Origin of the sequence: Bacteroides sp. D22 (assembly GCF_000163675.1) — a bacterium.
In the GTDB taxonomy this organism is placed as follows: Bacteria; Bacteroidota; Bacteroidia; order Bacteroidales; family Bacteroidaceae; genus Bacteroides; species Bacteroides xylanisolvens.
In genome coordinates this window covers 224459-249321 of the sequence record NZ_GG774798.1, presented here as the reverse complement: position 1 = coordinate 249321, position 24863 = coordinate 224459, and the positions used below count along the sequence as shown (strand labels likewise).

Sequence of the window (24863 nt, the reverse complement as noted above, 5' to 3'; positions counted from 1 at the left end):
GATCTAATTTTTAATCTTCAATTTATAATTATAATAGTATGGATTTATTCGATCAAGTCAGCGAAGACATTAAAAACGCAATGAAGGCGAAAGATAAAGTAGCCCTCGAAACCTTGAGAAATATAAAGAAGTTCTTCCTCGAAGCTAAGACAGCTCCGGGAGCTAACGATATATTGACAGATGACGCAGCTCTGAAGATTATCCAGAAACTTGTAAAACAAGGAAAAGATTCTGCTGAAATCTATATCGGACAGGGTCGTCAGGACTTGGCTGACGTAGAATTGGGTCAGGTAGCCGTTATGGAAAAATACCTGCCGAAACAAATGACTGCCGAAGAACTGGAAGCTGCTTTGAAGGAAATTATCGCAGAGACAGGTGCTACGAGCGGTAAAGACATGGGTAAGGTCATGGGAGTTGCCTCCAAGAAGCTGGCAGGACTTGCAGAAGGACGTGCCATTTCCGCAAAAGTAAAAGAGCTTTTGGGATAACTTCCGGAACTTCCACAGAACCTTTTAGTGTTCGATTTTATCTTGCACCTTACACTAACCAGAGTTTATCTATTTGATTAATAGCAGTATAAACCTGTGCAAGATACCGTTGCAGATGCGTGCAAGATGTTTTATCTTACACACATCTGCAACTTTTCTTTAAACATGACATTCACCTCCTTCACCACTCTGAAACATCGATGAATAAAGGGATTTCGGGTGAAGGTCTGCCTTTCACATAGGTTTCACCCGATTCACTATACCTTTCTGCCGAATTTTGATTAATAGACTGATTCCAATCTATTAGATATAAACTTATTCTCTATTGATGCCAAACTTCCTTTTCACTAATAGAAAAGATTACTAACATTAAAGGCAATCTCTAAATGAAGCTTTTGTTTTTATAAACAAAGCTTTCATTTATAAAATCAAAAGCTTCATTTATATAATTGCAACTTGCAATTATAGATTGCGATTAATGAAAAACAAGTTTAGAATTATAGTAAAGTAATTTAGGTATTAATAGAAAGGAACTTTTCTCACTATAAATAAGAAAGAGTCTATTAATAGCTGGGAAATAATCAAATTAGATCACATGAACTTAATAAAGTAAAAGCAGATTTGAAATTAATTTAATGTATGATATAGACAGTACTAATTATTATTTCCCCGAACTAAAATAATCTCCCTATAAAAGAGCATAATATAGAAAATAAAGATTACTTTTACAACGAAACTAAACCACGACAGACAAATGAGAAAGAGTATTGCTATAATTATAACATCTATATTAGTGCTATCAGGATGCAACAAACAACAATCCGTATCTGACAGACTGCTAAATGAAGTAGAAAAAGCCATTGCCATAAATCCTGACAGTGCATCCAACCTACTAAAAGGTATATCATCTCCTGAAAAACTAGACAACAAAACCTTTGCACGCTGGTGTATGTTATCAGGAAAGATTACAGACGAAATTTTTAATAGCAACTTACCAATTAGAAAGAGCCTATGACTGGTATTCCTCACATGGTAGCCCTGACGAACAAGTGCAAATCTTGATTTATTTAGGTCGATCCTATTTTGCTGATGGAGATTATGATAAAGCAATGTCTATTTATACCAATGCACTGGACATTGCAGAAAAGAATAAGCTTAATAACCTCACCGGATATACATATAGCTATATAGGCGATTTATATGGAGAGAAATTCATGCGGACAGAAGCTATCAAAAGATATAAGGCTGCTGCCGAATGCTTCAAAAAAGAAAATAATACAGATAGCTATGCTTGCGCATTAAGAGATGTAGGACGCGAATATGCATGCATAGACTCGTTATCACGCGCTTTAAAAATTCTAACTATAGCTGATTCTGTAGCACGTAATACTAAAAATATCGAAGTCACTGCATCAATAGACAATGCCTTAGGGAATATTTATGCAATGCAAAATAAATATGATAAAGCTGAAGAATACTTTCTCAAAGCATTGGTAGGAAGAGAAACAATGCCCGATTATATGGCACTGATAGACTTATATATTGCATCGGGGGCTATTAACAAAGCACAAGAGCTACTATCCAAAATACTACAAGATAATCCAAAGTATACATACAGCATTAAATATTTATACTACCAAATCTATAATGAAGAAAAGAATTATAAAGAAGCTCTTACTAATCTGAAAGAATACGTCGAAATAACTGATTCAATCATATATGCTGATAACCAATCTAAGATATTGAACATAGAGTCTAAATATAATCATTTAAAGATCAGCAAAGAAGTAGATAGATTAAAAATTAAACAGCAAAGCTACATTATAGTTTTAGTTATATGCATTGGAATACTATTGTTAATAATAATAGGATATCTACTATATCGAAAGAAAGCAAAAGAGAAAATCCAAAGACAACAAGAAGAGTTGAACCGAATAAAGACAGATTTGCTTTATGTTTCTTTAGAACTGGAAAAGAAAAAAAGATTGTTAGATACATTTAAGGAGAAAAATGAGAGCTATGAGGAAATGCAGGAAGAAATAAGTCTCCTAACCACCAACTATAAACAATTGCAAAATAAAATTCTAGAGAATTCACCTTTACATAAAGAACTAATACACCTAGCCAACCAAAATAAGCCCAGAAATAACAAGCCATTAATAACAGACAAGCAATGGAAACTCATTGCAGATGAAATAACATATATTTATCCGAATTTACGTAAATACATATATAGTCGATGCCCAGATTTACCAGAGCAAGACTTTTGGTATTGCTGTTTATATATATCAGGGTTTGACACTAACACAGAAGCAAAGTTACTAAACATTACAGTCGACTCAGTAAGAAAAAAAAGACTCAGACTTAGACAAAAACTGAATATAATATTACCAGATAATAATGCTACATTGTATGAGTATTTAATTGAAAACATGCACTAATACCTCTTCTCAGGAAGAAATAATCAGCAACATAAAAGGATGTCCACGCAAAACATCATAAGCGACTGATTATCAAGCACTGTTTGTCCACGCTGAAAAACTTCTTTTATTTGCATTCCCCCTCATATCTCCATAAATTTGCAAAAAACAATCAAAGATATGAGAAAACTAAGCATTTTACTATTATTAATTGGCATTCCATTCATGATAATAGAAGCCAATAATCTATCAACACAAAGAACTAAAATTATAAGATGGCATAAATGCCAAAAAACACCAAATTCTATCCCAATAGAAGCTACCCAAGACGAAAACTCTATTGAAGTTCGTTTTCTTGAAGACATCGACGATCAAGTTACTTTCCAAGTAAAAGATCAACTGGGAAATATTATCTTCCAAGATGTGATATTAACTCCTAATGAGCAAAAAACTTATAAGATTGATTTGAAAGGCTACAGAGTCGGTCATTATGAACTTCTCTACATAGAAAAAGACATAACTTTCATTGGAGAGTTTGAAATCGAATAATCAACGATAAATAATAAAAATATCAAACTTTATAAACCCTATAAAACTAATAATTATGGGAAACATTTTTAGATTCTTATTGGTGCTGCCTTGCATCACCTTGTTATTGTACTCTTGCGAAAGTGAGATTGAAAATGAGATCCAGTCATCTACAGAAAAACTGAACTTATCAGGATTGGAATCGGATAGCCTTCAATTAGAAAGTTATGAATTGTCTGAAATGACAGATGAGCTAAAAGCATTAAAAGAAAGGATAGATGAACTAAAGAAAGCGAAGACACGATCAGTAGCTTCAAGTAACTATAGCCAATATTTTTCAGAAAATATGTGGGCTATTAGAGAGTTACCCTTCACACTTAGCACTGGAGGTGGATATTTATCATGTACTGGTTGGGGACAGAGAGTGACCTATGAGGGATATAATCCTGGCTCTTATGGTAAATTCTATGTCCAAATTCCCTCATCAATTACCGGCATACCCTATTTAATTTATTCAAACTACTCGAAAACTCGTCTAGCTGTAGGACATTACACTAGTAATCCGGAATCAAAAATATTACTTGCAATGAGCAGTAATTCCACTACAGGAGCCATGGATTCCTGGGACATTATACCTGCTACTAATAATCCAGGAACTTATGTCCTTCAAAATGAGCTATATCTTGGCCAAGGAAGTAGTGGTTCATGGTGGGATGTATTCAATTATGTGGTAGATATACAAGCTAATAATGTTGGTTTCAGCCAATATACACAAAGAGCCCAACAGGAATTTACTATCACCCCTGATGCTGTATTCACACTGAAAAGCCTAGAATTTATCAATCCATATTCCGCAACTGTGACCCAAAGGGAGAATGTCTCTATCAAACGAGCCATAACAAACTCTTCATCCCAATTTATACGAGAGAACCTCGTATTTGAAAAGGCTATACAAGAGGACTCCTATTTTAAAGAAGAAAAGGGAATAGCATTTAAGGTTCCAGCTTCAGATATGCTATTTGCACGCCCTACAGTTACATTAGGAGAAATAGATCTTGTTCCTAATGCAAGTATACCAATTGATACAAAATACCAGCCCAATGTACGCAGAGTAATGGAAAATACATTAAAGCATATAGAACCTGTCAAAGTTTCTCCACGTACAAAACTCACGGTGACCTATTATTTTAAAGAGTATGATGTATCAGTAGACTATGTTGCCACAATTGAATATAAAGAAAAAGATAAAGATGCTAGAATAGCCAAATTGCCTGGACGTTGGAGCGGAAGGATTCATGTAGATGAAATATCCGATGTTGATTTAGAAGAGACAAACTTGGATACTCAACAAAGTGTAAAAAGAAGAGTGAACACCAGAAATGCAAGTCAATCATCACCAATCATATTAAAAAAATAGACCTATATGAGAAAATTTACTATATTTTCATGTATCATATTGTTTGTTATAGCATCATGTAACAATGAAGACGAAATAAGTGATTCTGCTTCGCTAAACAATCAGGATGATTCAACATCAGAAATCATCTTGCAAGAACGTGACCCGAATCTACCAAAAGTTTGGTCTAAAAAGATAGCACCCAGACCCAGTACTAGGACATCATTTACCGATGCTACTGATTTTCTTGGAAATTCTTATGCCATAGAAAACGGAACATCAATTATCGGGGACTTTTCAAATGCGAGATTTCCAATTGTTAATATGGAAAAGCTACTTGAAAGATATCCTTCATATATAATTGCCAAAGAGTTAAGGACAACGTCAACAGAAGCCATGTCATACGCCAGCTTCGAACGCTTAGAAACAATTTCATCGTTTACTAAAACTGTCAAATCCGGATTCTCACTAAATATTGGTCCGTTCAAACTGGGAAGAAAGAAAACTGTAACCGATATTTTCAAGCATAACACAAGTAATTCCGAACAAGCAGTACACGGAGAACTTAGTGTTGAAGTTATTAATGGAATGATATCCTTACAAACAGCACCTAGTGCATTGAGAAGAATTTCGGCAGATTATTTGGACGAATTATTTGTAGATGCCCTTTATAATTCATCCATGGTAGAATTAATTCAAAGTTACGGAGAATTTGTCTTAACAAGCTATTATACAGGTGGGCGGGCATCGGCTTTATACTATGGTCTTGACACACAAAGTACAGATTTCAATAGTAAAGAGCGCGACATGGATAAATCAATAAACGCAACTTATTCATGGAACAAGGACTCTGTTTCAGGAGATTTTTCTGTTGGAACAAAAGATGGCAATTCTTCTACAGAGACTAAATCTTTTTCCGAATTACATGTATCTATCAAAACATTGGGCGGCGCTTATGGTTATAATGTTGCAACACCTCCTTATGACGTTAAAAGTACATCCATTAATTTAACGAGTTGGCTTCAATCATTAAATGATTCAAGAACACATACAATGATTGACATTCAAGATGGTGGGCTCTATCCAATATCGGATTTTATTTTGGAAGAAAACTTTAAGCAAAGATATAACGACACCCACATGGATTTTCAGCACCAAGAACAACTTGAAGAACCGTATATAGAAATAATGAAAGTATACGTCCGCAAAAGTAGCTCGGGAGAGAAATTATATGATATTGTACCTGTGCTAAATACAAGACAAGGAGATAAGCTCATTTTCTCAAATTCAAGTGCAGCAAGTCAATCCGATGCAGAATTAAAAGCGAACAGTGTTGCCACAACCTTTACCGAAAAAAGTAATGCTATAAAAGATGAAAAGAGCAAATATTATAAACTAGCTATCAAAGCTAATCCGAATAAAGTAATAAATCCTATCCTACAAACCACATTATCATTTTCAATAAACGATGTAGATGAGGCTGGAATGTACAAGTTTAAAAATACAAACACCAATATTTGGTATATCTACAATCCGACATCGTTATATTGTTTTGCATACTACGACGATGACTATATTCTTGATGCATACGGAATCTTAGATTGGGTAAACAGCATACCTGTAAAATCTGTTTCAATGACGACTTTATATCAACGATATAGAATATTCGGTTTGTAATGAAGAGCATTAATAGATATTCACCAATAAAAAAGACAATCCTTTTAAGGAAGAGGTAAAATACGTATCATTTATTAATTCAAATTATCCGCTTATGAAAAAATTATTGTTACCTTTGACCATTCTGCTGTTTTTCGGATTAGTCGTATCATCATGTTCTTCAGACGATGTACTTCAAAGAGAAAACAACGAACAGCCAAACATTGTAAAAAGAAACAATGAAAAAGCTCGTGAGGCTGGTATAAGATTATTAGAATCATTTGGAATGACAAAAACTCGTTCATTAAGTACTAGTGACTATCCGGACTATTATGGGGGAAGTTATATTAACGGGAATGGTAAACTTGTTGTTTTTCTTAAAGGAGAAATAGAAAGTACCAAAGCCACTCTTATAAGGTTAATAGGTGAGAATGATGTCATATATACACAAGGCAATTATTCTTATACGGAGCTGAATAATGTTCTAACCAAAATAACTTCATTTATTAGCAGTAATAAAGATTCTCAAATTGCCAAGAATATAAGATACTATTATCTGAATGATTTTGAGAACTGTGTCGTGGTAGAACTTGACAAATCTAATGAAATGGAAATAAAAGAGTTTAAATCAGAAGTAGTGAACTTTTCAGGAATTGTATTTAAACAATGCACAAGAGAATTTCAAAACCACTCATTATCGCCAGGAAGTTCTATAGGCACACCTAAAGGCACTGCGTCAATGGGATATAGAGCTACTAGATTTAACACTGACGGTTTTGTTACTGCAGGACATGCTTATAACACGGGTGACCCGGCATATTATAATAACACACTAATCGGTAGTTGTGACTTTTCAATCCAAGGTGGTTCCGTTGATGCAGCATTCATTAGTATAACTAATTTCTCCATCGTTCCCAATAATGGAAATCTTACTGGAGAAGAATATAATATTTGGGCAGGAGATAATGTAACCAAGTTAGGAGAGACTATAGCTCAATCTGAAGGTTATATTACAAGTACCAATGCAAATGTAAATGCCGATGGAATATACTATACAGATATGGGTGAAGCTACATATTTAAGTGCGTTCGGAGATAGCGGGGGACCAGTATATCTTACAGATAGTAAAAAAGTAATAGGTATACATAAAGGAAGCACAGCTTTCACATCTATATTTGTTAAGGTTGATAATATAGCATCAAAACTAAATGCTCATTTCAACTAATAATTACCAATGGATTGGATAAGTAACTTATCCAATCCATTTCATACTTAACTTATGCTCAAATTAATATCGATTTTGCTAACCAATGGAATTGTTTTATTCATGCTAATCAGTTGTCATAATAAAACAGGCAATTCTAAAAGCACTGTAAACCTTGAATATGAAAATAGTATCGACTCTCTTAATTCATATAAAATGGATATATCACATTTCATTAATTCCATCGAGCCAGGAGAAACGATTGTAGAAGAAAAACAAATGCAGGGGGAAGAATTTATTACAAGAGAAAATGAGAATATAAAAGTGCGCTTTTTATTAAAAGCCCCCTGCTCAAAAGACGGATTCTTGAAAACAGAAATTACTAATAATACAAACGATACAATTATTTATATTAGCAATACTTTCTTGCACTATAGAGAAAGTAATAATTCATGGATTCCTTTAGTTTATCCGGATAATTATGTAAAAAATGATCTTGGATATTTAATACCTTCTCATGAAAGCGCCAAAATAAGGTTCTTTTTACCTTCTCAAGAAGAATATCCTAAAGGGAAATACAAGCTTCAACTATTATTCCGCAATACTTCCAAGAGTATTGACTATTATATCGATAAAATATTTCTAAGCAACAAGTCAAACTAAGTTCCTGATAAATTAAAAATTAAAAAAATGAATACAAAGAAAATAGTTGGGATTTTCTTATTATCCCTTTGTACTATGTGTTTCGTTAATTGTAGTGATGATGACACACCAGAAGATCCGGCAGACACCATCACACTCAATATGCTTAATGAGCATAATGGAAAAACCTATTTAGGTGAATCAAATGTTTACATCAATGAAGCCAATAATTTTATCACATCTAAAAATTTCATTTCTGACGTAGGAAATGGCGCAGGAGTTGGAGCAAATATTCTGCCCTCGTTAACCAACCTCACACACGAAGTGGCGGTTACACCCGGGCATATTTATCAGATTTTTAATAAAAATACACTGATAGATTTTCCGTCAGGCAATTACGCTATTCAAGTAGAAACAAGTTATTATCAAGCCTATGTTGTATCTAAAATAGTAAATAGTGACATGAATATCGGTGCAATTGTAAAATATATATCTGTTTTCCCTAACAATAATGGACTGCCTGCATATAGGTATAATATTGGAAGCCTTTACCGCATAGGTGAAACGGTTGAATTAGCATTACCCCAAGATATTGAGTTTTTCTTAAAAGAACATAGCGCAGGTATAAAAGGATTAAATGTAACATATGCCAATAACAAATTAAGAATAACCCTAACTAAAGCACCTGACATTGTCAACGGACCTTATGGAACATTTGACCTTTATATCCGTTCAACCAATGTCTTTACGATCGTAGAAGTCCACGTGGAATAAGCAATAAAGACTTTATTAGCCAGTAAAACAAAGGGATTATCACCCATATTAGCATATATTTGCAACAAACATTTAAAGGTATGAGAATTGATAGATTTTTACTATTCGTATTATTACTGGCATCTTCGTATGGTTGCTCTGAAGAACAACCATACGAAGTTGAAAAGGAATCAGTTTCTATATGGGAAGGAGACACAAGGCATGTCATCATAGAAACAGACTTAACAGAGCACAACTATAAGTTAGAATCAGAAAATCAAGAAATTGCAACTGCAACTCTTGACGAAATGGGCGTATGCATCGCTACATACAAAAGTGGGAGCACCATGATACGACTTATCGATACTGATAATAAAAAAATAGCATGTGAAATCTACGTATATGTCAAATACTTCAACAGTCCGGAAATCATCAATTGGGGAATTCCATTAAAAGGTAACCCTGATTATCCGGGAGTAATAATAAAAGCTGTAGATCTAAAAATCCCCCCAGAAATAGAAGTTGAATTACGAGAAAAAGAGAAACCATTCATTGGTGCCACTTATACATTCAATCAGGAAACCAAGAAGTTCACAATGGAAACTGATTCGGGAATATTCAAAGAAGGTACATACGAATGGAACATTACCTCTTTAACCCTAATGTATGATAATAAAACAGAGAAATTCGGTTTTAAATTTGCCACAGGAATGTCATACGGATATATCCTACAGAGTGATAAAACAGTAGAATATCAGCAACGGTATCCTGATGCCGGTATCACAGAAGTAAAAGTTAATTATATTTGGAAGGATAATGGAATAATTCAATTAGGAGGGCTTACATTTTAATTAAATTGAAAAAAGGAAGTTATTAACAAGCGAAGATTACTCTTTCATCGCTTATCATGAAATCTATATCCAAGCCCCAACATCAGATTGTTGGGGTCTTTAAATTTGCTCAACTGATACCCCACGTGTAGAAACAAATGACGGGTGACATAAGTCTTGAGAGCCAGAACTTGATAGAACCCTTTTGTATCATCACCGCTGTATATCAGGTTCCGACCGACGCCGACATTGATAGAGAAAACAGGCATCACCAGCTCTGCCCGAAGAGATAAACCTACGGAAAACTGCTCGCGGAAAGGAGGACGATGAAACTTCAAATCGCCCGAGTAATACTCGCCCACTCTATACTCTTTAAGATTGGCACTCTCATCATATTGCGCATCGGCAGAAAACCCTGCCCGAAAATAGTTGTTGAAATTATACATCGGGGCGAAATTGACGCCCGCCACGCCAAACGAACCGGGAATCATACTCGACACATCGTCTCCAATCAGTCCTCTTTTGCGGGTGGCTCCGTAGATCACCAGATCATAGCTGACGTGAGGTTTTATAAAGAGCCGTCCGGGAGTGATGGGACCGGGTCCCTCATCCACGCCCAAAGTACGCACGATGCCGATTCTTCCTCCAATAACATTAAGACCGCCATTGGGATAATGCGTGTTTCCATTGGAAAAATGGGTGAGATCTACACCTGCCGCCAGTTTCCAGTACTTGTGAACTTGCCAGTTCAGCAAAAAGCCGAGATTGATGTACGCATTGATCTTGGAGCCAATCAGCACGTTTTGCGGATTGGATAGTTCATCATATTTCTTCCAGCCAAAAGAAGCCCCGAAGTTCCATTCGTAATCGAACGACAGACGGGGGGACAGTTGCGCGATACGTGACCCTTGAAAAGCGTATACCGACACGGGATTTCCCAATTCAGCGGGACTAAAGAAAGTATGGTAGGAAATGCCAATACCCTGATAGGTATGGGGAAAGAGCCTGCCGAGGTTGGATTCTTTGCTGAATCTGAAAGCGTACTTGAAATGGAAGGAAAGCGATTGGTCGATTTTCTTTTGCTGCGCATTGTCTCCTTGCAGAAAACTATGGGTGGAGACGATATATCCCGGACGGATGTCGAAGCCAAGCTGATGGCAGATCAGGGGATGGCTGACGCTATCGTTCCGTTGCCCAATGATTGTCTGGGCTTCCAGATTTGCGTTGATTGCCGGATGTACCAGAAGGCAAAGGAGGCACAGTAACCGTATGGCGTTCCTATTTCTAATCATTGATATATTAGTTGTTGATCGGTTAGTTGTTGAAAGGGATATCCTTGTGTGTTATGTAGTATTTTACAGGCATTTCGCTATGCAACGTGCCGGTTACGATTCGTTGTTTCTTGGTTTTGGGGTGAGAAACATAAAGGGTATATCTCGTTTCCAACCAATCATATACCATCGATAAGATGTAGTATCGAGAAGTCCTGGGAGGGATTATGTCTTTTTTCTGCTCCGTATTGGAGCAAGGCAACATTTGTTGCGCAGAAATGAATGGCGCCCGTTTACCGTTCATCCCTAAATATCCATCTTTCATGCTTGGTATTTCCACTGTCAGACCAGCTTCGCCCAGTAGTTGAAAGGCTTCGGGCACATCGCTTTTAAATCTCATAAAATGGTAAAAAGACTCGAAAGGAAAAAGCGTGTATGTAGACGAACCATCTGTTAAGTTATGAAAGGAGACGCCTTCTTTTTTCTCTATCTTGTTTTCCGGATCGTAAGAGTATGCATCCAAAGAATAAATGATACTATCCATCACATATCTGTCTGTCGGAGAAATCTCGACGCGTATCTCCTGCCACTCATACTCGTTGCTCGCCCTGAGCTGGAATTGAAAAGGAGCGGAAAGGGCATTCTCGCCCACCGTTATCTTCACTTCTTTGGGATGAACGCGTTCGATGGTGAAATCAATCATCTCTCCGGTGCACACAATCTTTCCCAACCCGTTCAGCGATGGACCTTGGTCGGTTGTTATCAGGCGATTGTCCGCATCATATATGTTATATTGAATGGGAAAATCGAAGGCTACATACATCCAATCCCAATTGGCAGCTGCAAATTGAATAGTGGCAACATCCCCGTTCCCGTCCAGCGTCAGTTCGGAATCGGAAGAACGGAAGTCGTCGACAAACACGTCTCCGTTACAACCATAAAACTTCCCTAGGATAAAAAAACAGACCGTCAGGTACAGGAATCTTTTCATATTGTTTCTCGCTTGTTCATTCTCTTTTGTTCTCTACCGACAAAAGTAACATATATTTTCAGGAACAGCATACAAACCTGCAAGAAATTACTAATTAATCAAACAGTTCTTTCAACACCTCCAATGATTTCAATGCCGGGAAGTCGGGCAGATGCAAGCGGTAATAATCATTCATAATCGTCAGGCAACGGGTACGCTCCGCACGGCTCATGCCAAAGAGATGCATTGTCTCATAGTTCATGCGCATCAGTTGACGGAGACGGGCAGCCTCTTCGGGATTGATATAGGAAGAATGCAGCTGGGGACGAATAGAAGTGAAGCAGGCATTCAATAAATCAAAGTAATCGCCGGTATGATAATCCTCCAGATTCGGATAAAGTCCCAGGAAACGGGAAAGACGCATCAGGAACACCAGATGGAAATTGGCAAAGCCGTCTCCACACTCATCCAGCCAAATGATGGAATGTTGCAGATAAGCAAATAACGGACGGTTCTCCGCCTCCTCCCGGATAGCCCTGTAAAGAAACTCCGACAGGAAAAGTGCCATCGAAGACTTATACGGATCGTATGGAATGGAAGAAAAAGGATAAAAGGATTTCGCTTCCTTCACACGATAGAGAGTTGCATTTGGGCGATAGTCGGCCTCGAACTCAATAAAAGACAACGGCTGGAAAAGTACGGATTTCACAGCCGCTTTCCGCGAACGGGGCACTGTTACAAGAAAAGAAGCCCTGCCGGACAACTCTGTATACATATCCACAATGATAGATGTATCATTGTATTTCAATGTATGAAGAACTATTCCTTTCGTTTTTTGCAGCATAACCGATATTTATCTCGTTTCCAATCCGAAGCAAAGCTACAAAAAAACACAAAATAATCGGAGACATACGGCGTTAAATATCGCTTCCACTTCCTTATCTTGCGCGTACATGAAACAAACCTTATAAATGATACGCTTATTTTGTAGCAGTATGCCTATAAATTCTTTGTTATCATTCATCGTCTCCGGTATTTGTTCCGTTAGTCGCCTAAAGAATCATTTAGTTACAAAAGAAGTTACCAATAAGCAGCTTTTTTATTTCGCTATATATAATAAGGTGGTAAGAAAAAATGCTTCCTACTGTTTTTCACAGGAGAGATTTTTTTATATAAAAATCACAACCATATATTTCACTGAATATCAGCCAAAAAGAAAGACATCTGTGAAAAAAAACACATATTCATTGAAAATTTTTCTATGAATCATTTGCCATTTTCAAAAAAGTTCCTACCTTTGCATCCGCAATCGAGAAACAAACACAGATTCGAGAAAGCAAAAAGCAGAAATGCTACAACAGGATGGCCCGTTCGTCTATCGGTTAGGACGCAAGATTTTCATTCTTGAAAGGGGGGTTCGATTCCCCCACGGGCTACAAGTTAAAAGAATAAAGAACTAAAAAAATAGATTAGTCGAGATGGCAAATCATAAATCATCACTGAAAAGAATCAGACAAGAAGAGACAAGAAGACTTCACAACAGATATTATGGCAAGACCATGAGAAATGCTGTTAGAAAGCTTCGTGCAACTACTGATAAAGCAGAAGCAGTTGCAATGTACCCAGGCATTACAAAGATGTTGGATAAGTTGGCTAAAGTGAACATCATTCACAAAAACAAAGCTAACAATCTGAAATCTAAGTTGGCTCTTTACATCAACAAGCTCGCTTAATAACAAGAATTTAACAATTCTATATAGCATCTAGGCTGAACTTTTAAGTTCGGCCTTTCTTGTTTATAACCCACTGAATATCAAACCTATTAACAATACAGAGAAACCGCCCGCATTCTTTATTTTTCACTGATTATTCTTCGTCAAGTCGACAATTTTCACTATATTTGCTCTGTTATTAAAGTTAGAAAGGCAATTATGAGCGAAGAACAAATCACTCCCAATAACGGGTCTTATTCTGCGGATAGTATCCAAGTATTGGAAGGTCTTGAAGCAGTAAGAAAACGCCCTGCGATGTACATTGGTGACATCAGCGTCAAGGGACTTCACCACTTGGTATACGAAATCGTTGACAACTCTATCGACGAAGCATTGGCCGGCTATTGCGACCATATCGAAGTAACAATCAACGAAGACAATTCAATCACAGTACAGGACAACGGACGCGGTATTCCGGTTGACTATCACGAGAAAGAAAAGAAGTCGGCACTGGAAGTAGCCATGACCGTATTGCATGCCGGAGGTAAATTCGACAAGGGTTCTTACAAAGTATCCGGAGGTTTGCACGGTGTAGGTATGTCCTGCGTAAACGCGCTGTCTACCCACATGACTACACAAGTATTCCGTAATGGCAAAATCTATCAGCAGGAATACGAGATCGGTAAACCGCTTTATTCTGTAAAGGAAGTCGGTACAGCCGACATTACGGGAACCCGCCAACAATTCTGGCCGGATGGTACCATCTTTACTGAAACGGTATACGACTACAAGATTCTGGCTTCACGTCTGCGCGAATTGGCTTATCTGAACGCCGGTCTTCGCATCTCTCTGACTGACCGTCGGGTAGTGAACGAAGACGGAAGTTTCAAGAGCGAGCAATTCTATTCAGAAGAAGGTTTGAGAGAGTTCGTGCGTTTTATCGAGTCTTCACGCGAGCACTTGATTAACGATGTGATCTATCTGAACTCCGAAAAACAGGGAATTCCTATTGAAGTGGCTATCATGTACAATACCGGATTCTCCGAAAACGTTCACTCATACGTCAACAATATCAACACCATTGAAGGTGGTACGCACTTGGCAGGTTTCCGCCGTGCGCTGACTCGTACGTTGAAAAAATACGCCGAAGACAGCAAGATGCTGGAAAAGGTGAAAGTTGAAATCTCGGGAGACGACTTCCGTGAAGGTTTGACTGCCGTTATTTCTGTAAAAGTAGCTGAACCACAGTTTGAAGGACAGACTAAAACAAAGTTGGGTAACAACGAAGTGATGGGTGCTGTTGACCAGGCAGTGGGCGAAGTATTAGCATATTATCTGGAAGAACATCCGAAGGAAGCCAAAACAATTGTCGACAAAGTGATTCTTGCCGCTACTGCACGTCACGCTGCAAGAAAAGCCCGTGAAATGGTACAACGCAAGTCGCCGATGTCGGGTGGCGGTCTGCCGGGTAAATTGGCTGACTGTTCGGATAAGGATCCTTCTAAATGTGAATTGTTCCTCGTCGAGGGAGACTCGGCAGGTGGTACTGCCAAGCAGGGACGTAACCGTATGTTCCAGGCGATCCTCCCATTACGCGGTAAGATTCTGAACGTAGAAAAAGCCATGTATCACAAGGCTTTGGAAAGTGATGAAATCCGCAATATCTACACAGCTCTCGGTGTGACTATCGGAACTGACGAAGACAGCAAGGAAGCAAACATACAGAAGCTGCGCTATCACAAGATTATCATCATGACCGATGCCGACGTCGATGGTTCTCACATCGACACACTTATCATGACGTTCTTCTTCCGTTATATGCCGCAAGTTATCCAGAACGGTTATCTGTACATCGCTACTCCCCCGCTCTACCTCTGCAAAAAGGGTAAAGTAGAAGAGTATTGCTGGACAGACGCACAACGCCAGAAGTTTATTGATACTTACGGCGGTGGTTCAGAAAATGCAATTCATACACAACGCTACAAAGGTTTGGGTGAGATGAACGCCCAGCAGTTGTGGGAAACAACTATGGACCCTGAAAACCGTATGCTGAAACAAGTAAATATTGACAACGCCGCAGAAGCTGATTATATCTTCTCTATGTTGATGGGTGAAGATGTAGGGCCACGCCGCGAGTTTATTGAAGAGAATGCAACGTATGCAAATATCGATGCATAATTTAAATAATACGTTTTTATAAACCAACCTCACATCTTACAACGAGGAAACGCCGATGGCGAAGGAACATCCTTCGATCGGCGTTTTTCTTTTATCTGAAGGGGCTTTCATGTTCGAATCGTTCAACCGCCCATCTCTTAATAAAACCTAACAGCAGAAACGTTTTCCATACAAAATCACTATCTTGCATAAAAAGCAAAGAAAACATAACTATGAAAATGAAAACTACTGCCCCCAATCCGTTATTTGCAAAGATCAGGTTGTTTCTTATTGTACTGACTTCCTGCGTGATCGCGACTTGTATCTTCTTGATTATTATCCATCCGGAAGCATGGATTATGCCGGCATGCGGAATCATAATCGCATTGTGCATTTTGCTTTATCAGCTATATTGCATACGCAAGAACCGGAAGAGAATTTAAATATATTGTTGCTTTTTCAGCTCTTCAGCAACAGTAACCAGCTCTTTGTACCATTCTTCACCGAACTTACGGATTAAAGGCTCTTTCAAAAACTGATATACGGGAAGATTCTCTTTTTTCCCCAGCAAAACTGCTGCTTTGCATACATCCCAACGATTATAATTCACCGCTTTATAGGGCCCGTAATCGCCGATCCGGATAGGATAAAGATGACAGGACACCGGTTTATAGAAGTCTGTTTTCCCCTCCCGATAAGCCTTCTCAATAGCACAGTAGCAACAGCCTTTTTCATCGTAGCAGGTAAACACACAGTCTTTATTATTAACAATAGAAGTCACCAGATCACCTTCCTCATCCGTATATACTACTCCTTGCTTTTCAATCACCGCACGTGCTTCCGGAGCCAGTTCATCCCAAATAACCGGCAAAACCTCTTCCAACTCCATCACCTCGTCCAGCTCTACCGGAGCACCGGCATCACCTTCAATGCAACAGGCCCCCTTACAAGCGCCCAAATCGCAAAGGAACTTCTCCTGAAATACATCAAGAGACACTACTACATCACCTATTTGTATCATTTTAAACCTTATGTGAGACAAAAAGGGCGGAGTTCTACTCCGCCCTCCCAATTATAGAAATCTAAATTACTTAATCAAAACGTTTCCGTCCATTTCTGCCGGAACTTCCAGTCCCATAATCTTTAAAATAGTCGGAGCAACATCTGCCAAACGACCATCTTCTACTTTCGCAGCCTTATTCTCTGTCACGTAAACACAAGGAACAGGATTCAAAGAGTGAGCAGTGTTCGGAGTACCGTCTTCGTTCAAAGCATGGTCAGCATTACCATGATCGGCAATGATAATTGCTTCGTAATCTTGTGCTTTAGCGGCTTCGATTACATCTTTCACACAAGCATCTACAGCAACAACCGCTTTCTCGATTGCTTCGTAAATACCGGTATGACCAACCATGTCACCATTAGCGAAGTTCACTACGATGAAATCATATTTGTTCTCGTTGATGGCAGCTACCAGTTTATCTTTTACTTCAAAAGCGCTCATTTCCGGCTTCAAGTCATAAGTAGCAACTTTTGGAGAAGGAACAAGGATACGTTCTTCTTTATCGAATGGAGTTTCACGTCCACCGTTGAAGAAGAATGTTACGTGAGCATACTTTTCTGTTTCAGCGATATGAAGTTGGCTCAAGCCTTTGGAAGCAAGATATTCGCCCAATGTGTTGGACACGTTTTCTTTGTCGAACAAGATATGAACGCCCTTGAAAGATGCATCATACGGAGTCATACAGTAATATTGCAGCCCCGGGATAGTATGCATGCCAACTTCCGGCATATCTTGTTGAGTCAGTACGACAGTCAACTCTTTGGCACGGTCGTTACGGTAGTTGAAGAAGATCACTACATCACCCTCTTTGATTGTTCCGTCGCAGTTAGCGTTTACAATCGGTTTGATGAATTCGTCTGTCACGCCTTCGTCGTAAGATTCCTGCATTGCCTGAACCATATCAGTAGCTTTCTTGCCTACACCGTTTACGAGCAGGTCGTATGCTTCTTTTACACGTTCCCAACGCTTGTCACGGTCCATTGCATAATAACGGCCGATGATAGAAGCAATCTTTCCTGCTGATTTCTCGCAGTGTGCAGAAAGTTCTTCGATAAAGCCTTTACCACTCTTCGGGTCAGTATCACGGCCATCCATGAAGCAGTGGATAAATGCATTGTTGATGTTGTATTCTTTTGCGATATCGCAAAGTTTGAAGAGATGAACGAGTGAGCTGTGTACACCACCGTTAGAAGTCAGCCCCATAAAGTGAATATTCTTTCCATTTTCTTTTGCATAAGAGAAAGCAGAAACAATTTCAGGATTTTTCATGATGCTATTGTCCGCACATGCACGATTGATTTTCACCAAGTCCTGATAAACCACGCGTCCGGCACCGATATTCAAGTGACCTACTTCCGAGTTACCCATCTGTCCGTCGGGCAAACCCACGTTTTCACCGCTTGCCTGAAGTTGAGAGTGAGGATAAGTACTCATCAGATAATCCCAATAAGGAGTGGGAGTGTTGAAGATTACGTCGTCTTTCTTTTGGTCGCCTAATCCCCAACCATCGAGGATCATTAAAAGGGCTTTCTTACTCATAATATTTTAATATTTAAATTATCACACTGATTTTCGGGTGCAAAGGTACAAAAAAGATGGTTACGTAAACGTTTAATCTATGTTAAGTTACAGGGCAGAAGTGTATCAGGCTATGGGTCTTTTTCTTACTTTGTAAAACAACTTTCAACATGTTTATCGAAAAACAGGATACAAAAGGCGGAACTTACTTCATTTTTCCGTACCTTTGCCTCGCTTTTAAATTAAAATCATAGAAATATGGACGATTCAAACCCGCGAACGTGCACAACTAGTATTAATTAAAGCGAACAGAGCCATTGAAGACTGATGCCTCTGCTCGTGTCAAACAAACGAAAGGAGGCAATAAGATGAGAACGTATCTTTATTGTGAGGCTGGCTTTGTGGAAAAAGCACAATGGCTTCCCAACAGCTGGGTAAATGTAGTATGCCCAAACAATGATGACTTTGAATTTCTAACTCAAACTCTCAACGTACCCGAATCATTTCTGAACGATATAGCCGACACGGACGAACGTCCGCGTACGGATACGGAAGGCAACTGGTTGTTGACGATTCTTCGTATCCCGGTAGTGAACAAACAGAATGGCAGTCTGCCTTTCGACACCGTACCGATTGGAATTATCACTAATAACGAGATTATTGTGTCCGTCTGTTATCACAACACAGATTTGTTACCGGATTTCATAGAGCATACCCGTCGAAAAGGGATCGTTGTACGCAACAAGCTGGATCTGATTTTCCGGTTAATCTATTCTTCTGCCGTGTGGTTCCTGAAATATCTAAAGCAGATAAACATAGACATCAGTGCCGCAGAAAAGGAATTGGAACGGAGTATCCGTAACGAGGATTTGCTTCGCTTGATGAGACTGCAAAAAACACTTGTCTACTTCAATACTTCCATCCGTGGAAATGAAGTGATGATCGGTAAGTTAAGGACTATTTTTCAGGATACGGATTATCTGGACACTGAATTAGTGGAAGATGTAATTATCGAGCTGAAACAGGCGCTCAATACGGTGAATATTTACAGTGATATCCTCACAGGGACAATGGATGCTTTTGCCTCTATTATCTCCAATAATGTGAATACGATCATGAAACGTATGACAAGCCTCTCCATCGTCCTGATGCTTCCGACATTGATTGCCAGTTTCTATGGCATGAATGTGGATATTCACCTGGAAGAAGTGCCCTTTGCTTTCTCTTTGATTGTGCTCTTTTCCATCGGATTGTCAACGCTTGCGTTTGTAATATTCCGGAAGATTAAGTGGTTCTAAAAGGAGGAACATAAAAAAACAGCTTACCATCTATAACCCTTTATAAGGATTCTTTATGACGGTAAGCTGTAATTATACGTTTTTTATTCTATAGAGAATTAATTAAAAGAGAATGTTTAGAGAGAAATTAAAATATTTATCCTTCTTTATTTGCTTTTCTTCCACCTAACGGAATAGATACCCCAACGAATCCATTAACAGAGTTAGAGTTCTTTCCTAAGAACATATAGTCAGTTCCGACAAACAGAGGACCTAACTTCAGACCCAAACCGAAAGATTTACCGGCTGACTGGATAACTGAATAACTAAGTGCTACATTGAACCAACTTTTCGGACGGTAGTTTGCAGAGAATGTTAATTCAGTAAGTGCATCGGGTTGCACAAAACGAGTTGTAGACAATGCGCCAACAGCCAGTTTGTTATTGAAAAATCCGTATTCTGCACCTATTACTAATGTAGAAGCCAGACGAGACTTGCGAGACTTGCTTGCTTCTTCCGTTCTAAGTTGCAACATTTCATAGTCAAGTACGTCACCGCCACTAACACGTTCCATATATCCATTGGCATCCGTCTGCAAATTCTTTATGTTATTTTCAATAGCAGTAATACTTCCAGGAATATCACTAGGATCAATACCTGATGTATAGTCACTTCCCTTCATATCAATACCTGATGCTTTAGCATTAGCTATTTGAGTGCTACTTTTCGACCATGATATAAATCCCAAGTCCAAAATAGAAGCAGATACAGTCAGATTATCCATAATCTTATAAGATGCTCCCAAGTCAATACCAAAACCGTAACCTGCGATTCCCATATCTTTACTCTCAAATTCGAAATCACTAATATAGTCTTGTCCATCTTCCTTTTTCAAATTCAACCCCTTGAAAGAACTTTCCAAATGAGCATCTACTGCCAGATTAGCATGGTAGCTCTCAATTTCACTTCTTAACTTCGTTATATCGTCAACACCCAAACCTGATAAATATGCAGGATCCTGTAATTGACTAATACGAGCATCACTAGGCAAACTAGCGTTCATTGCCACATTATTAAGTTTCAAATCCATATTACCAATACCCAGCAAAGCTTTCACTCTAGCACCCACCGTCAAACGACTATTGATTTGACGTGAAAGTCCTAAGCCAACTTCAGCGTAAGCATTTATATTCAGTTGTTGATTGCTAATATCATAGTTACTATTTCTCCAATTATCTTCTATTCCATCCATCTCATTCAAGAAGGTAAACATAGATTTTGTCAAGTTAGCACCGATATCTGTACGCAGACCGATATTGAATGACCAGAAGTTTTTACCTTTATACCATCCTGCAGAAAGAATTTCCGTACTGAAATTCACATTCAGCTTATTATTATCTTTCAGACGATTCATAAAATCTGGTTTAGTATAGAAATCGTCACCATCATCAATGATATCAATGATATCTTGATAACCTAATGAAGTAGAACCAACAGTTGCATTAACTGCACCAATTACCGGAAGGTTGAAATAACCTTTCGTCGGTGTTAAAGCCGGATTTAGTTGTTGACGATAATGAGTACCTTCCATGAAATAAGAAGTACGTAAAAACTGTGCATTTGCAGAAAGAGTGCAAACCAACATCATAAAAAATACCCCAATAATTTTAGAAGACCACAATAGTTTGTTCGTTGCCATGATTTTAAACTTTTTAATTCTTATTATTGTTTGCAAAGATATAGCATTTCAATAACAAATAAAAGCACTAGATAACACTTTTTTAGCCTAAACAGAACAATCTTAGGGTTATCCGTAACAAAATCGTGCTTATTTTGCAGAAAAATGTAGAAAATATGTGCAAAATGAAACAAAGTGACTTTAGAAGTTCAAAGTTAGCTGTCCATCTCCTAATAGATTGAACGTCATTCGATGGTAAGGAGTGGTTCCACGTTCGGCAATGGCGGCGCGATGTTTTTTAGTTGGGTAGCCTTTATTGTGATCCCAGTCATAATAAGGAAACTCTTCGTGGAGACGGTTCATATAATCGTCCCTGTATGTCTTGGCTAAAATAGAAGCCGCAGCTATTGAAAGATATTTCCCGTCGCCTTTCACTACCGTGGTATGGGGGATGTCGGGATATTTAGTGAAACGGTTTCCGTCGATTAGTAAATGCTGTGGGCGGGTAGTCAGTTGATCCACTGCACGATGCATGGCTAAGAAAGAAGCCCGCAGGATATTTATTTCATCAATTTCTTCCGGTGACACGACGCCAACCGCCCAGGCTATCGCTTCCTTCTCTATTACCTCACGCAGTGCATAACGTTGCTTTTCCGACAGTTGCTTGGAATCATTCAACAGTTCATTCTTAAAATCTTTCGGAAGAATAACCGCAGCAGCGTATACTGCTCCCGCCAAACATCCACGACCGGCCTCATCACATCCGGCTTCAATCAGATTCTCGTTCAAATAAGGTAATAACATATTTATCGCTTCTATTTTGACACAAAGGTAATTCAAATTAAAAAAGGAGACTTGTTTTGCCTCCTTTTTCTTACTTCTTTCCTGCTTTTTTTAGAATAAACTCCAGGCAACAGTAAGCCCTGCCATTACAATGGCTACCATGCTCATTAGCTTTATTAAGATATTCAAGCTCGGCCCGGATGTATCTTTAAACGGATCGCCCACGGTATCTCCTACTACGGTTGCTTTATGAACTTCACCGCCTTTTCCTCCAAAGTTTCCTTCTTCTACATATTTCTTTGCATTATCCCATGCACCGCCGGCATTAGCCATGAAGATAGCCAGTACGAAGCCACTGCTCAAGCCACCAATCAGCAAACCGAGCACACCGGGAACACCGAAAATAAGACCTGTAAGGATAGGGGCAATAATAGCGATTAAGGAAGGCACAACCATTTCACGTTGCGCACCTTTTGTTGATATTGCAACACAACGTTCGTAATCCGGCTCCGCTTCTCCTGTCAAAATACCCTTTATTTCACGGAATTGGCGACGTACTTCATCTACCATGTGCCCCGCTGCACGTCCTACGGCATTCATTGTCAATCCACAGAACAGGAAAGCCATCATGGAACCGAGGAACATACCCGAAAGAACTTTCGGATTCATCAGATGTACTTCATAATAATCCATGAAGTCGATAAAAGTAGCATTCGCCACACTGATGGAACTACCATCCGCAAAGGTCAAATCTACATTACCAAGCCGTGTAAGGCCGATTCGGATTTCTTCAATATAAGAAGCCAGCAAAGCCAAGCCTGTCAATGCAGCGGAACCGATTGCAAAACCTTTTCCGGTGGCAGCAGTCGTATTCCCCAATGAATCGAGCGCATCGGTACGTTTGCGGACTTCGGCACCCAAGCCAGACATTTCTGCGTTACCTCCTGCATTATCCGCAATCGGTCCGTAAGCATCCGTTGCCAGAGTGATACCTAAAGTAGAAAGCATGCCGACAGCCGCAATACCGATTCCATACAGTCCCATACCGACATTGGCAAAATCGCCGGCGGAAGCCAACAAATAGGAAGCAATGATACCAATTACGACTGCAATTACCGGAATAGCCGTAGAAAGCATACCTAAACCGATACCGGAGATAATTACGGTGGCGGGTCCGGTCTTACCGCTTTCACTTAGTTTCTGGGTAGGGCGATAGGATTGGGAAGTATAATATTCCGTAGAACGTCCGATGATAATACCTACTACCAGTCCGACTACTACGGCACAAGAAATCCAAATCCAGTTATCAAGTTGCAGAAGCCACAGAATAAGGAATGTAGCAGCAACAATTAATACGGAACTAAGATTCGTGCCGAAAGCCAACGAACCGAGCAGGTCCTTCATAGTCGCATTCTCCTTGGTACGGACAGCAAATATACCTATAATAGAAAGGATAATACCAACAGCCGCGATCAGCATCGGGGCGATCACTGCCTTGAATTGCATCACTGTATCTGCCGAATGGATAAAAGCAGCAGCACCCAGAGCGGCTGTTGCCAGAATCGAGCCACAGTAAGATTCGTATAAATCGGCTCCCATACCGGCCACGTCGCCTACATTATCGCCCACATTATCGGCAATAGTGGCAGGATTACGAGGGTCATCTTCCGGGATTCCGGCTTCTACTTTGCCTACCAAGTCGGCTCCGACATCGGCTGCCTTTGTATAGATACCACCGCCTACACGGGCAAAGAGCGCCTGGGTAGAAGCTCCCATACCAAATGTCAGCATGGTGGTAGTGATTACACAGAGTTTATGAGTAGGTGTCAGTGCATCAGCAGGAATCACTGCATTCAGCAACAGATACCAAAAAGAAATATCGAGCAGTCCCAGGCCAACGACTACCAGTCCCATTACGGCACCACTTCGGAAAGCAATTCTTAACCCTGCATTCAGAGAAGTACGGGCAGCATTAGCGGTACGAGCGGACGCGTATGTCGCCGTCTTCATTCCCAGAAACCCGGAAAGTCCGGAGAAGAATCCACCTGTAAGGAAAGCAATGGGAACCCAGGCATTCTGTACATGAAAGCCATAAGCCATAATTGAAAACAAAATAACCAGCCCCAAGAATACCCAACCTACTATTTTGTATTGTTGTTTTAGATAAGACATAGCTCCTTTGCGCACAGCAGCAGCTATTTTTATCATTTGGGATGTACCTTCACTCTCTTTCATCATTTGCTTATGAAAGTAATAAGCAAAACAGAGGGCTAACACGGAAGCGACTGGAACGAGCCAGAAAAGAATGTTGTCCATAGGGTCAATTTTTAAAGGATTACGGAGGCTAAAAGTATGGAAATCAATCGAAATAAGCAAGTAAAAAAGAAAGAATTTACAGAGTTGAATCATTCTATTTTTTATACGTCTCTTTGGACAAATGAGCAGATGGTAGTTATTTTTAGACATAAGAACAAAAGAACATAAAGGCTGCGCTTTGAAAATTATTTCTGTTGCTTA

20 protein-coding genes, 1 tRNA gene and 1 pseudogene are annotated in these 24863 nt (G+C 39.1%); 14 read left to right on the top strand and 8 right to left on the bottom strand.

Going from position 1 to position 24863, the window contains the following annotated elements; translation table 11 throughout:
• Positions 1 to 38 precede the first annotated feature (38 nt).
• The 9 genes and pseudogenes from HMPREF0106_RS19300 to HMPREF0106_RS19340 all read left to right on the top strand — a co-directional run bounded on the left by HMPREF0106_RS19300 (position 39) and on the right by HMPREF0106_RS19340 (position 9938).
• The gene (locus tag HMPREF0106_RS19300) at positions 39 to 488 is read left to right on the top strand and encodes a GatB/YqeY domain-containing protein (protein ID WP_004309505.1); all 450 of its coding nucleotides are present in this window, start codon (positions 39 to 41) and stop codon (positions 486 to 488) included.
• A 754-nt stretch (positions 489 to 1242) separates the two neighbouring features.
• Positions 1243 to 2929 (top strand): annotated as a pseudogene (locus HMPREF0106_RS19305) (tetratricopeptide repeat protein).
• Between the two features lie 159 nt (positions 2930 to 3088).
• On the top strand, positions 3089 to 3457 hold the full coding sequence (locus HMPREF0106_RS19310; protein WP_004309503.1) for a DUF3244 domain-containing protein: 369 nt from the start codon (positions 3089 to 3091) through the stop codon (positions 3455 to 3457).
• Positions 3458 to 3512: 55 nt separating this feature from the next.
• Positions 3513 to 4853, top strand: a complete 1341-nt coding sequence (locus tag HMPREF0106_RS19315) for a hypothetical protein (RefSeq protein WP_004309501.1) — start codon at positions 3513 to 3515, stop codon at positions 4851 to 4853.
• A 6-nt stretch (positions 4854 to 4859) separates the two neighbouring features.
• Positions 4860 to 6509, top strand: a complete 1650-nt coding sequence (locus HMPREF0106_RS19320; protein WP_009039157.1) for an MAC/perforin domain-containing protein — start codon at positions 4860 to 4862, stop codon at positions 6507 to 6509.
• A gap of 94 nt (positions 6510 to 6603) precedes the next feature.
• Entirely contained in the window at positions 6604 to 7713 is a 1110-nt protein-coding gene (locus HMPREF0106_RS19325; protein WP_004309496.1) for a hypothetical protein, read from the top strand.
• 54 nt (positions 7714 to 7767) lie between these two features.
• Positions 7768 to 8355 carry a hypothetical protein gene (locus tag HMPREF0106_RS19330; RefSeq protein ID WP_008642761.1) on the top strand — a complete coding sequence of 196 codons (588 nt, stop codon included), beginning with the start codon at positions 7768 to 7770 and terminating at the stop codon, positions 8353 to 8355.
• 27 nt (positions 8356 to 8382) lie between these two features.
• Complete coding sequence (locus HMPREF0106_RS19335; protein WP_008642760.1) at positions 8383 to 9108, top strand: DUF5036 family protein; 726 nt, start codon at positions 8383 to 8385, stop codon at positions 9106 to 9108.
• 80 nt (positions 9109 to 9188) lie between these two features.
• Complete coding sequence (locus HMPREF0106_RS19340; RefSeq protein WP_004309490.1) at positions 9189 to 9938, top strand: hypothetical protein; 750 nt, start codon at positions 9189 to 9191, stop codon at positions 9936 to 9938.
• 44 nt (positions 9939 to 9982) lie between these two features.
• Here HMPREF0106_RS19340 and HMPREF0106_RS19345 read toward each other — a convergent pair whose 3' ends face one another.
• The 3 genes from HMPREF0106_RS19345 to recO form a co-directional block, all read right to left on the bottom strand.
• A complete protein-coding gene (locus HMPREF0106_RS19345; RefSeq protein ID WP_008642757.1) occupies positions 9983 to 11209 on the bottom strand; it encodes an acyloxyacyl hydrolase in 1227 nt (408 codons plus the stop codon).
• 22 nt (positions 11210 to 11231) lie between these two features.
• Positions 11232 to 12179 (bottom strand): hypothetical protein, encoded by a 948-nt coding sequence (locus HMPREF0106_RS19350; RefSeq protein WP_008642755.1) that lies wholly within the window; start codon positions 12177 to 12179, stop codon positions 11232 to 11234.
• 94 nt (positions 12180 to 12273) lie between these two features.
• A complete protein-coding gene (gene recO, locus HMPREF0106_RS19355; protein ID WP_004309477.1) occupies positions 12274 to 13002 on the bottom strand; it encodes a DNA repair protein RecO in 729 nt (242 codons plus the stop codon).
• A gap of 520 nt (positions 13003 to 13522) precedes the next feature.
• Here recO and HMPREF0106_RS19360 point away from each other — a divergent pair.
• The 4 genes from HMPREF0106_RS19360 to HMPREF0106_RS27345 all read left to right on the top strand — a co-directional run bounded on the left by HMPREF0106_RS19360 (position 13523) and on the right by HMPREF0106_RS27345 (position 16470).
• A tRNA-Glu gene (locus HMPREF0106_RS19360) sits at positions 13523 to 13594 on the top strand.
• A gap of 42 nt (positions 13595 to 13636) precedes the next feature.
• Positions 13637 to 13891 carry a 30S ribosomal protein S20 gene (rpsT, locus tag HMPREF0106_RS19365; protein ID WP_004309474.1) on the top strand — a complete coding sequence of 85 codons (255 nt, stop codon included), beginning with the start codon at positions 13637 to 13639 and terminating at the stop codon, positions 13889 to 13891.
• Between the two features lie 198 nt (positions 13892 to 14089).
• Positions 14090 to 16048 carry a DNA topoisomerase (ATP-hydrolyzing) subunit B gene (gene gyrB / locus HMPREF0106_RS19370; RefSeq protein ID WP_004315406.1) on the top strand — a complete coding sequence of 653 codons (1959 nt, stop codon included), beginning with the start codon at positions 14090 to 14092 and terminating at the stop codon, positions 16046 to 16048.
• Positions 16049 to 16260: 212 nt separating this feature from the next.
• Complete coding sequence (locus tag HMPREF0106_RS27345) at positions 16261 to 16470, top strand: hypothetical protein (RefSeq protein ID WP_008770429.1); 210 nt, start codon at positions 16261 to 16263, stop codon at positions 16468 to 16470.
• On the opposite strand, the gene HMPREF0106_RS19380 is transcribed toward HMPREF0106_RS27345, so the two are convergent.
• Entirely contained in the window at positions 16467 to 17048 is a 582-nt protein-coding gene (locus HMPREF0106_RS19380) for a DUF3109 family protein (protein WP_004315408.1), read from the bottom strand. The two genes, HMPREF0106_RS27345 and HMPREF0106_RS19380, sit on opposite strands and share 4 nt — an antisense overlap.
• Positions 17049 to 17114: 66 nt before the next feature.
• Complete coding sequence (gene gpmI / locus HMPREF0106_RS19385; RefSeq protein ID WP_004309469.1) at positions 17115 to 18629, bottom strand: 2,3-bisphosphoglycerate-independent phosphoglycerate mutase; 1515 nt, start codon at positions 18627 to 18629, stop codon at positions 17115 to 17117.
• Positions 18630 to 18976: 347 nt separating this feature from the next.
• Here gpmI and HMPREF0106_RS19390 point away from each other — a divergent pair, with 347 nt between their 5' ends.
• Positions 18977 to 19906 (top strand): magnesium transporter CorA family protein, encoded by a 930-nt coding sequence (locus tag HMPREF0106_RS19390; protein WP_008770430.1) that lies wholly within the window; start codon positions 18977 to 18979, stop codon positions 19904 to 19906.
• Positions 19907 to 20042: 136 nt separating this feature from the next.
• Here the strand turns inward: HMPREF0106_RS19390 and HMPREF0106_RS19395 are convergent, their stop codons facing one another.
• From HMPREF0106_RS19395 to HMPREF0106_RS19405, 3 genes are all read right to left on the bottom strand, one after another.
• Positions 20043 to 21584 (bottom strand): DUF5723 family protein, encoded by a 1542-nt coding sequence (locus HMPREF0106_RS19395; protein ID WP_004309465.1) that lies wholly within the window; start codon positions 21582 to 21584, stop codon positions 20043 to 20045.
• Positions 21585 to 21764: 180 nt separating this feature from the next.
• On the bottom strand, positions 21765 to 22367 hold the full coding sequence (locus HMPREF0106_RS19400) for a ribonuclease HII (RefSeq protein ID WP_008024096.1): 603 nt from the start codon (positions 22365 to 22367) through the stop codon (positions 21765 to 21767).
• A 90-nt stretch (positions 22368 to 22457) separates the two neighbouring features.
• Positions 22458 to 24662 carry a sodium-translocating pyrophosphatase gene (locus HMPREF0106_RS19405; RefSeq protein WP_009039154.1) on the bottom strand — a complete coding sequence of 735 codons (2205 nt, stop codon included), beginning with the start codon at positions 24660 to 24662 and terminating at the stop codon, positions 22458 to 22460.
• Between the last annotated feature and the right edge of the window lie 201 nt (positions 24663 to 24863).

Coding starts and splice junctions, on each gene's coding strand:
- HMPREF0106_RS19300 (WP_004309505.1), top strand. CDS start 39: ATGGATTTATTCGATCAAGTCAGCGAAGACATTAAAAACGCAATGAAG.
- HMPREF0106_RS19310 (WP_004309503.1), top strand. CDS start 3,089: ATGAGAAAACTAAGCATTTTACTATTATTAATTGGCATTCCATTCATG.
- HMPREF0106_RS19315 (WP_004309501.1), top strand. CDS start 3,513: ATGGGAAACATTTTTAGATTCTTATTGGTGCTGCCTTGCATCACCTTG.
- HMPREF0106_RS19320 (WP_009039157.1), top strand. CDS start 4,860: ATGAGAAAATTTACTATATTTTCATGTATCATATTGTTTGTTATAGCA.
- HMPREF0106_RS19325 (WP_004309496.1), top strand. CDS start 6,604: ATGAAAAAATTATTGTTACCTTTGACCATTCTGCTGTTTTTCGGATTA.
- HMPREF0106_RS19330 (WP_008642761.1), top strand. CDS start 7,768: ATGCTCAAATTAATATCGATTTTGCTAACCAATGGAATTGTTTTATTC.
- HMPREF0106_RS19335 (WP_008642760.1), top strand. CDS start 8,383: ATGAATACAAAGAAAATAGTTGGGATTTTCTTATTATCCCTTTGTACT.
- HMPREF0106_RS19340 (WP_004309490.1), top strand. CDS start 9,189: ATGAGAATTGATAGATTTTTACTATTCGTATTATTACTGGCATCTTCG.
- HMPREF0106_RS19345 (WP_008642757.1), bottom strand. CDS start 11,209: ATGATTAGAAATAGGAACGCCATACGGTTACTGTGCCTCCTTTGCCTT.
- HMPREF0106_RS19350 (WP_008642755.1), bottom strand. CDS start 12,179: ATGAAAAGATTCCTGTACCTGACGGTCTGTTTTTTTATCCTAGGGAAG.
- recO (WP_004309477.1), bottom strand. CDS start 13,002: ATGCTGCAAAAAACGAAAGGAATAGTTCTTCATACATTGAAATACAAT.
- rpsT (WP_004309474.1), top strand. CDS start 13,637: ATGGCAAATCATAAATCATCACTGAAAAGAATCAGACAAGAAGAGACA.
- gyrB (WP_004315406.1), top strand. CDS start 14,090: ATGAGCGAAGAACAAATCACTCCCAATAACGGGTCTTATTCTGCGGAT.
- HMPREF0106_RS27345 (WP_008770429.1), top strand. CDS start 16,261: ATGAAAATGAAAACTACTGCCCCCAATCCGTTATTTGCAAAGATCAGG.
- HMPREF0106_RS19380 (WP_004315408.1), bottom strand. CDS start 17,048: ATGATACAAATAGGTGATGTAGTAGTGTCTCTTGATGTATTTCAGGAG.
- gpmI (WP_004309469.1), bottom strand. CDS start 18,629: ATGAGTAAGAAAGCCCTTTTAATGATCCTCGATGGTTGGGGATTAGGC.
- HMPREF0106_RS19390 (WP_008770430.1), top strand. CDS start 18,977: ATGAGAACGTATCTTTATTGTGAGGCTGGCTTTGTGGAAAAAGCACAA.
- HMPREF0106_RS19395 (WP_004309465.1), bottom strand. CDS start 21,584: ATGGCAACGAACAAACTATTGTGGTCTTCTAAAATTATTGGGGTATTT.
- HMPREF0106_RS19400 (WP_008024096.1), bottom strand. CDS start 22,367: ATGTTATTACCTTATTTGAACGAGAATCTGATTGAAGCCGGATGTGAT.
- HMPREF0106_RS19405 (WP_009039154.1), bottom strand. CDS start 24,662: ATGGACAACATTCTTTTCTGGCTCGTTCCAGTCGCTTCCGTGTTAGCC.